Source organism: Stenotrophomonas sp. YJH_SMC_29, assembly GCF_059371235.1.
In genome coordinates this window covers 1-8,601 of record NZ_JCAFUK010000032.1, presented here as the reverse complement: position 1 = coordinate 8,601, position 8,601 = coordinate 1, and the positions used below count along the sequence as shown (strand labels likewise).

The window sequence follows — 8,601 nt, the reverse complement described above, 5'->3', positions numbered from 1 at the left end:
TTTTACGCTGGCCTGAAGGCCAAGGGCAAAGCGAGCAAGGTGGCGCTCGTGGCGGTCATGCGCAAAATGCTGGTGATCCTAAACGCCCGTAAGCGGGACGCCGAGGTGGCCCTCGGCTGCCCCTGACAAGACAGTTGCTACCGGGTCTGCCCATAACGCAACGGGGCGCCCGAAGGCGCCCCGCTGTGGATCCAACCGAGGTCGGCCGGCCGCTTACAGGCGGCGGGCGATGGCCTGGGCAAAGCTCATGGTGGTGCCGGTGCCGCCCAGGTCGCCGGTCAGCGAATCCTTGGCTTCCATGGTCGCCACGATGGCCTTGCGCAGGCGCTCGGCGTTTTCCGGCTGGCCGACATGGTCCAGCATCTGCGCGGCAGCCAGCAGCAGCGCGCACGGATTGGCCTTGCCCTGGCCGGCGATGTCCGGCGCGGTGCCGTGCACGGCTTCGAAGATCGCCGCGTCCTTGCCGATGTTGGCACCCGGGGCCAGGCCCAGGCCGCCGACCAGGCCGGCGCACAGGTCGGAGATGATGTCGCCGAACAGGTTGGTGGTGACGATCACATCGAACTGTTCCGGACGCATCACCAGCTGCATGCAGCAGTTGTCGACGATCATTTCCTGGAATTCGATGTCCGGATACTGCGCGGCCACTTCACGGGCGACATTCAGGAACAGGCCTGAGGTCGACTTGATGATGTTGGCCTTGTGCACGGCGGTGACCTTCTTGCGGCCGGTGCTCTTGGCCAGCTCGAAGGCGTAGCGCACGATGCGCTCGGAACCCTTGCGGGTGATGCGGGTGCCGGAGAAGGCGGTTTCGCCGTCGGCCGACACTTCCTGGCCTTCGGCCAGGTAGGCACCTTCGGTGTTCTCACGGACGGTGATCAGGTCGACGTTGTCGAAACGCGACTTGGTGTTCGGGAAGGTGTGGGCCGGACGCACGTTGGCGTACAGGTCGAAGTGGCGGCGCAGGCTGACGTTGATCGAGGTGAAGCCACCACCGACCGGGGTGGTCAGCGGGCTCTTCAGCGCGACCTTGTTGCGCGCGATCGATTCAAGGGTCACCGCCGGCATCAGGTCGCCGTGCTTCTCCAGGGCCACCAGGCCGGCGTCGGCGTCTTCGTACTCCAGGCCCGTCTTGAGCTGGTCCAGCACGAACAGGGTGGCGTCCATGATTTCCGGGCCAATGCCGTCGCCGCGGATGACCGTAATTTTCTGCGTCATTGATCGATGTTCCGAACAGGGGGAAAAACGCCGTCCGGACGTGCCCGGAAACGCCGGCGCAAAGGAAGTTTCACCGGCAATTATGCCTGAGCCGGGGCCGAGGTCCCAAATAGACCATGGTCCCAGTGCCCGGCTCAGGCAGAATTGCCCGCGCATCCCACCTTATCCCCGCGCCTGTCGGCGCGCCCCTTCAACAAGAAGGGGCTCCTGGGCTGTTGGATCGTGGGGAAGGCCCCCTTGCAGGTCCGGTAGTGCCGGCCGCTGGCCGGCAACCTCGGCCATGCCGGGTTCAGGCGATGCCGGCCCGCGGCCGGCACTTCCGGAGCACTCAGTGCTCGTGCGCTGCCGGGGCGGCGGCGCCACCTTCAAGCTGGTCGAGGAAATCGACCGCTCGGCGCAGGTGCGGGATCACGATGGAACCGCCCACCACCAGGCCGACCGAGAAGGTCTCGAAGAACTCCTCACGGGTGACCCCGGCGTCCTTGCACTGGGCCACGTGGTAGCTGATGCAGTCGTCGCAGCGCAGCACCATCGAGGCCACCAGGCCCAGCAGCTCCTTGGTCTTCACATCCAGCGCGCCGGCCTGGTAGGTCTGCGTGTCCAGCGCGAAGAAGCGCCGCACCACCTGGTTCGGCTCACCCAGGATGCGCTCGTTCATGCGCTTGCGGAACTCGGTGAACTCGGCGATGCGGTCCTTGCTGCCGTCGTCGGCCGCGCTCATGCCTGGCCCTGCCCGGCCAGCAGCGGCTCGAGCTTGCCTTCACGGTGCAGGGCCATCATGTCGTCGTAGCCGCCGACGTGGACGTCGCCGATGAAGATCTGCGGCACGCTGGTACGGCGGGTCTTGGCCACCATCTTCTCGCGCTCGGCCGGGTCCAGGTCGATGCGGACCTCGGTCCACTGCTGGCCCTTGCTCTTCAGGAAGTTCTTGGCGGCCACGCAGTACGGGCAGACGGCGGTGGAATAGAGGGTGATGGCGGGGGCACCGCCGGCGGTCTGGGCTGTCACGGGAAACTCCACGATGGATCGACGGTCTACATATGGTACCGGTGCGCTGGAATTTCCACGCCACGGCCGCAACACTGTGGATTAACGAATGGTTGCCCCCTGCCCTGCCACGCTGGGCGCGCCCCGCCCGAGGACCTTCTGCTTGCGAGCCCTGCTGCTGACTACCGCCGTCACCCTGGCCCTGGCCATGCCGCTGGCCCAGGCCCAGGAGAAGCTGCCTGACATCGGCTCCTCGGCCGGCGAGCTGCTGACCCCGGCCCGCCAGGCCGAGTACGGCGCAATGATGCTGCGCGAGCTGCGCAACTATGGCTACCTGCTGGACGATCCGCTGGTCAACGACTGGCTGCAGACCATGGGTACCCGGCTTGGCTCCAACAGTGACCAGCCACGGCAGCCCTACACCTTCTTCGTGATGAAGGACCGCCAGATCAACGCCTTCGCCACCCTCGGCGGCTACATCGGCGTCAATGCCGGCCTGGTGCTGACCGCCGAGCGCGAGGACGAGGTGGCTGCGGTGCTGTCCCACGAAATCGCCCACGTCACCCAGCAGCATGTGCTGCGCGGCGTCGAGCGTGCCCAGCGTGACCAGATCCCGATCCTGCTGGGCATGCTGGCGGCGGTGGTGGCCGCGCAGGCCAGCAACAGCACCTCGTCCGGCAACGCGACGATGGCCGCGATCAGTTCAGGCATGGGCCTGATGCAGCAACGGCAGATCAACTACACCCGTTCCAACGAGTCCGAGGCCGACCGCCTCGGCATCCGTACCCTGTCGCGCAGCGGCTACGACGTGGATGCCATGGCCGGCTTCTTCGAACGGATGTCGGCGGCCATGCGCGGCAATGAAGGCGGCTACAGCGTGCCCGAGTTCCTGCGCACCCACCCGGTCAACATCACCCGCATCAGCGAGGCCAAGGCCCGCGCCGAGCAGATGAAGAAGGATACGGTGCTGCTGACCACCAGCACCCCCAGCGGCGAGCGCAGGGAGCGGGTGGACCCGGCCGATCCCAGCCTGGGCGAGCCGCTGCTGCGCGGCAACAACCCGCTGCTGCCCAGCAGTGTGCTGCGCCTGCCGATCGGCCAGCTCAACCGCGGCGCCAGCGGTGACTTCGAGTGGGCACGCGAGCGCCTGCGCGTGCTCAGTGCCGATTCCACCCCCGAGCTGGAACGCGAGTATGCCGATCTGGCCAAACGGCAGAAGGACGGTCTCAATGATGCACAGCGCTATGGCCAGGCCCTGGCGATGATGCGCGGTGGCCGTGCCGGTGCCGGCCAGGCCCGGCAGACCCTGGCGGGCCTGCTGCAGACCCATCCCGGCAACCTGTGGCTGGCGCTGGGCCTGGGCGAGGCGGAGTCGCGTGCGGGCCTGGCCGCCCAGGCCAACAGCCGCTTCGAGCAGCTGCTGCGCGAACATCCCAACAGCCGCCCGGTGGCGTTGACCTATGCCGAGATCCTGAACGAGCAGGGCAACCGCGAGGCCGGCCAGCGGGCACAGGCGATGCTGCGCCCGCTGCTGTCGCAAAGCGGTAATGATCCGGTCTTCCAGCAGCGCTTTGCCCGCGCCAGCGAGCTGGCCGGTGACAGCGTGCGCGCCAGCGAAGCGTATGCCGAGGCGGCGTTCCTCAGCGGGCGGCCGGAACAGGCGCTGCTGCAGCTGCAGGCGCTCAAGCGCAACCCGGCGCTGGACTATATCGGCCGCGCGCGCGTCGACGCCCGCATCGAATCGATCACCCCGACCGTACTGGAGCTGCGTCGCCAGGGCGTGCAGGACCCGGACCTGGACCGCCGCTGAGCGCTGCATGACCGGCCGATGGCAATCCCGGCCGGTTCCGCCCGGGCAGTCACAAACATGTCATCAAACCGTAGTCTACTGGCACCACTCCAGTAACCGAGCCCTACGGTGTCCTCGTGCAGAAACGCATCCTGATCGTCGATGACGAGCCCGCGATCCGCGAAATGGTCGCCTTCGCCCTTCGCAAGGGCGATTACGAACCGGTCCACGCCGGCGATGCCCGGGAGGCCCAGACCGCGATCGCCGACCGCGTCCCCGACCTGATCCTGCTGGACTGGATGCTGCCTGGCACCAGTGGCCTGGACCTGGCCCGTCGCTGGCGCAAGGAAACGCTGACCCGCGAAGTGCCGATCATCATGCTGACCGCCCGTGGCGAAGAGAACGACCGCGTCGGCGGGCTGGAGGCCGGCGTCGATGACTACGTGGTCAAGCCGTTCTCGGCGCGCGAACTGCTGGCCCGTATCCGTGCGGTCATGCGCCGCGCGCGCGAGGATGACGAGGACGGCAGCGTGGCGGTCGGCCCGATCCGCATCGACGGCGCCGCCCATCGCGTGTTCGCCAACGACCAGCCGGTGCCGATCGGCCCGACCGAATACCGCCTGCTGCACTTCTTCATGACCCACCCCGAGCGCGTCTACACCCGCGCCCAGCTGCTGGACCACGTGTGGGGCGGCAGCGTGTACGTCGAAGAGCGCACCATCGACGTGCACATCCGCCGCCTGCGCAAGACGCTGGAACCGTTCAACGCCGAGAACATGGTGCAGACCGTGCGCGGCGCCGGCTACCGCTTCTCCACTGCCACCTGAGTCTCGTCGTGCCGGCGCCGTGCACCTGCGGGTGCCGGTGCCGGCAACTCTGCTATAACCCTCGGTTCACCCCAGTGAACCGCCGCACCTCAACGACGAGATCGCAATGCCCCGCCACATCCGCTCTGCCTGGTTGAAGACCCTGGCCACTGTTGCCGCGGTACTGCTGTTCGCCGGACTGGTGGGGGGAGTCACGGGCCACCTGTGGCTGTGCATCGCGCTGGCCGCCCTGGCCACCCTGGCCTGGCACTACTGGCGCCTGCGCAGCGTGCTGCGCCGGCTGACCGCCCGCCAGCGCTGGGACACCGCCGAAGAAGGCACCGGCGTCTGGAACGAACTGGACCGCCTGCTGTACCGCAACCAGGTGGAAATGCGCGTGCGCAAGCGCCGCCTGCTGGACATGCTGCGCAGCTACCGCGCCGCTGCCGCCGCACTGCCCGATGCGGTGGTGGTGCTGGACCGCAACAGCCAGCGCGTGCAGTGGTTCAACGAAGCGGCCACCGCCCTGCTTGGCCTGCACCACCCCGGCGACCTCGGCGAGGCCCTGGTCGAGCGCCTGCAGCCGATGCCGCTGGCGCACTGGCTGGCCGGTGGCCGCAATGCCGAACCGATCCTGGACGTGCCCTCGCCGGTCGACCCGGCGATCCGCCTGAACCTGCGCCTGATTCCCTATTCGTCGGACTACTGGCTGCTGATCGCGCGCGACGTCAGCAAACTGCTGCGCCTGGAACAGGTGCGCCGCGACTTCGTGGCCAATGTTTCACACGAACTGCGCACGCCGCTCACCGTGGTCCACGGCTACCTGGACATGATGGACCCGGAGGATTTCCCCGGCACCGGCCCGATGCTGGAAGAAATGCGCAAGCAGAGCCAGCGCATGGCCCAGCTGGTGGAAGACCTGCTGACCCTGTCGCGGCTGGAATCGCAGGAGCACAGCGAGGAAGAGACCGTGGCCATGCAGCCGATGCTGGCGACCCTGCGCCGCGAGGCCGAGGCGCACAGCCAGGGCCGCCACCAGATCAGCATCGACGATCTGGCCGGTGTCGACCTGCAGGGCTCGACCAAGGAACTGCACAGCGCGTTCTCCAACCTGGTCACCAACGCGGTGCGCTACACCCCGGCCGGTGGCCGCATCGCGGTGGAGTTCCGCCGCGAAGGCGACGGCGCCGTGCTGGCGGTGCGCGATTCCGGCTACGGCATTCCCGCCACCCACCTGCCGCGCCTGACCGAGCGTTTCTACCGCGTGTCCAGCAGCCGCTCGCGCGAGAGCGGTGGCACCGGGCTGGGCCTGTCGATCGTCAAGCACATCCTCGGCCTGCACCACGCACGGCTGGAGATTGAAAGCGAAGTCGGCAAGGGCTCGGTGTTCTCCTGCCATTTCGATGCCGACCACGTGCGCCCGCGCGAGTCCGCCCCCCTGACCTCCATCGAAGAATGACGCCATGAGCAGCCTCGGATCCCTCCCCCTCCCCGTGAGCCCGGACAACGATCCGTTGCGCGACCCGGCGCTGTACATCAACCGCGAGCTGTCGCAGCTGGATTTCAACTTCCGCGTGCTGGCGCAGGCCATGGACCCGCAGGTGCCGCTGCTGGAGCGCCTGCGCTTCATGTGCATCTCCTGCACCAACCTCGACGAGTTCTTCGAGATCCGCGCCGCGGCCGTGCGCCACGCGCAGGAGTTCGGCCTGCCGCCGGCACCGGACGGCATGAGCCCGCAGGCCATCCTCAACGCCATCCATGACCGCGCTGCGGAGCTGGTGGACCAGCAGTACCGCTGCTGGAACGAGACGCTGCGCCCGGCGCTGATGGAGGCCGGCATCGGCGTGCTCGGTCGCCATTCCTGGACCGACCGCCAGCGGCGCTGGCTGCGTGCCTACTTCCGCAACGAGATCATGCCGGTACTGTCGCCGCTGGGCCTGGACCCAGTGCACCCGTTCCCGAAGATCCTCAACAAGTCGCTGAACATCGTGGTGGTGCTGAAGGGCACCGATGCCTTCGGCCGCGCCGGCCACCTGGCGATCGTGCGTGCACCGCGCTCGCTGCCGCGCATCATCCAGCTGCCGGAGAAGCTCGGCGGATCGCAGAACTTCGTGTTCCTGTCGTCGGTGCTGTCGACCTTCGTCGACGAGCTGTTCCCGGGCATGGAAGTCCAGGGTGCCTACCAGTTCCGCGTCACCCGCAATTCCGAGCTGGTGGTGGACGAGGAGGAAGTGGAAAACCTGGCGCTGGCGCTGCGCGACGAACTGGTTGACCGCGGCTACCGGCCGGCGGTGCGCCTGGAAATCGCCCACGACATGCCGCGCGAGATCGTGCGCACGCTGCTGCAGAATTTCGGCCTGACCGAGAACGCGGTGTACCGCATCGATGGACCGGTCAACCTCAACCGCATCATCCAGCTGTACGACCTCATCGCGCAGCCGGACCTGAAATACCCGCCGATGACCCCGCGCACGCTGCGCGACAGCGACGGCATCTTCGAGACAGCGGCGCGCCAGGACCTGCTGCTGCACCACCCGTTCGATGCGTTCACTGCGGTGCTGGACCTGATCCGGCAGGCGGCGATCGACCCCAACGTGCTGGCGATCAAGCAGACCCTGTACCGCACCGGCAAGGATTCGCTGATCGTCGATGCGCTGATCCAGGCCGCGCGCAACGGCAAGGACGTGACCGTGGTGGTGGAGCTGCGCGCCCGCTTCGACGAAGAGGCCAACCTGGGCCTGGCCGATCGCCTGCAGGAGGCCGGGGTGCAGGTGGTGTACGGCGTGGTCGGCTACAAGACCCACGCCAAGATGCTGCTGATCGTGCGCCGCGAGGGCCGCAAGCTGCGCCGCTACGTGCACCTGGGCACCGGCAACTACCACAGCGGCACCGCCCGCGCGTACACCGACATCAGCCTGATCACCGCCGACGCGGACATCGGCAACGACGTGCACCTGCTGTTCCAGCAGCTGTCCGGGCTGGCCTCGAAGATGAAGCTCAAGCGCCTGCTGCAGTCGCCGTTCACCCTGCACACCGGCATCCTCGGCCGCATCGAGCGCGAGACGCGCATCGCCGCCGCCGGTCGCCCGGCGCGGATCATCGCCAAGATGAACGCACTGAACGAGCCGCAGGTGGTTCGTGCGCTGTATGCCGCGTCGCAGGCCGGCGTGCAGATCGACCTGATCATCCGCGGCGCCTGCACCCTGCGCCCGGGCGTGCCGGGCATCTCGGACAACATCCGCGTCCGCTCGATCGTCGGTCGTTTCCTGGAACACAGCCGGGTCTACTGGTTCGGCAACGACGGCGCGCCGGAGATGTACTGCGCCAGCGCCGACTGGCTGGAGCGCAACCTGCTGCGCCGGGTCGAGACCTGCTTCCCGATCCTCGATCCGGAACTGGCCAAGCGGGTCTACCGCGAAGTCCTGCAGAACTACCTGGACGACAACCTCAATGCCTGGGAGCTGGACGCGGACGGCGTGTACCACAAGCGCACCCCGGCCCACGACGAAGCCCCGCATTCGGCACAGATGGCGTTGATGCAGGGGCTCTGACCCGGTAGGTGTCGACCAAGGTCGACACCCACCAGCAGCAGCGCAGAACGCCGTCCGGCAGGTCGCAGAGAACTGTCGAAGGCGGGGTGGGTCCGGTGGCAGGGGTGTGTGATCTGGCCCCCTGAAAACGGACGCCATGAAGCCGTTTCAGGCGGCAGTCCGGAGCTGCCGGGCGTAGTTGTTAGGCGAGTGGTAGCCCAGCGCCGAGTGTAGCCGGGCTGGATTGTAGAAGCCGTGGATGTAAGCAGCG

At 67.6% G+C, this 8,601-nt stretch carries 7 protein-coding genes and 1 pseudogene; 5 read left to right on the top strand and 3 right to left on the bottom strand.

From position 1 onward, the window contains the following. A pseudogene (locus tag AC5P9I_RS21090) lies at positions 1 to 126 on the top strand (IS110 family transposase); the annotation flags it as partial. An 87-nt stretch (positions 127 to 213) separates the two neighbouring features. Here the strand turns inward: AC5P9I_RS21090 and AC5P9I_RS21085 are convergent. The 3 genes from AC5P9I_RS21085 to grxC all read right to left on the bottom strand — a co-directional run bounded on the left by AC5P9I_RS21085 (position 214) and on the right by grxC (position 2,226). Continuing rightward, positions 214 to 1,218: an isocitrate dehydrogenase gene (locus AC5P9I_RS21085; protein ID WP_049464919.1), complete on the bottom strand. Its 1,005-nt coding sequence runs from the start codon at positions 1,216 to 1,218 to the stop codon at positions 214 to 216. A 328-nt stretch (positions 1,219 to 1,546) separates the two neighbouring features. Continuing rightward, positions 1,547 to 1,939, bottom strand: coding sequence for a carboxymuconolactone decarboxylase family protein (locus AC5P9I_RS21080; RefSeq protein ID WP_004154542.1), 393 nt, complete (start codon positions 1,937 to 1,939; stop codon positions 1,547 to 1,549). Continuing rightward, complete coding sequence (gene grxC, locus AC5P9I_RS21075; protein WP_074726372.1) at positions 1,936 to 2,226, bottom strand: glutaredoxin 3; 291 nt, start codon at positions 2,224 to 2,226, stop codon at positions 1,936 to 1,938. Before grxC ends, AC5P9I_RS21080 begins: the two co-directional genes overlap by 4 nt. 142 nt (positions 2,227 to 2,368) lie before the next feature. On the opposite strand from grxC, the gene AC5P9I_RS21070 reads away from it, so the two are divergent. From AC5P9I_RS21070 to ppk1, 4 genes are all read left to right on the top strand, one after another. After that, positions 2,369 to 4,015 (top strand): M48 family metalloprotease, encoded by a 1,647-nt coding sequence (locus AC5P9I_RS21070; RefSeq protein WP_049468159.1) that lies wholly within the window; start codon positions 2,369 to 2,371, stop codon positions 4,013 to 4,015. A gap of 116 nt (positions 4,016 to 4,131) precedes the next feature. Continuing rightward, positions 4,132 to 4,821 (top strand): phosphate regulon transcriptional regulator PhoB, encoded by a 690-nt coding sequence (gene phoB / locus AC5P9I_RS21065; protein ID WP_005408258.1) that lies wholly within the window; start codon positions 4,132 to 4,134, stop codon positions 4,819 to 4,821. A 106-nt stretch (positions 4,822 to 4,927) separates the two neighbouring features. Beyond that, positions 4,928 to 6,259, top strand: coding sequence for a phosphate regulon sensor histidine kinase PhoR (gene phoR / locus AC5P9I_RS21060; RefSeq protein WP_049468161.1), 1,332 nt, complete (start codon positions 4,928 to 4,930; stop codon positions 6,257 to 6,259). A gap of 4 nt (positions 6,260 to 6,263) precedes the next feature. After that, positions 6,264 to 8,351: a polyphosphate kinase 1 gene (gene ppk1, locus AC5P9I_RS21055; protein ID WP_049468163.1), complete on the top strand. Its 2,088-nt coding sequence runs from the start codon at positions 6,264 to 6,266 to the stop codon at positions 8,349 to 8,351. Positions 8,352 to 8,601: the final 250 nt, after the last annotated feature.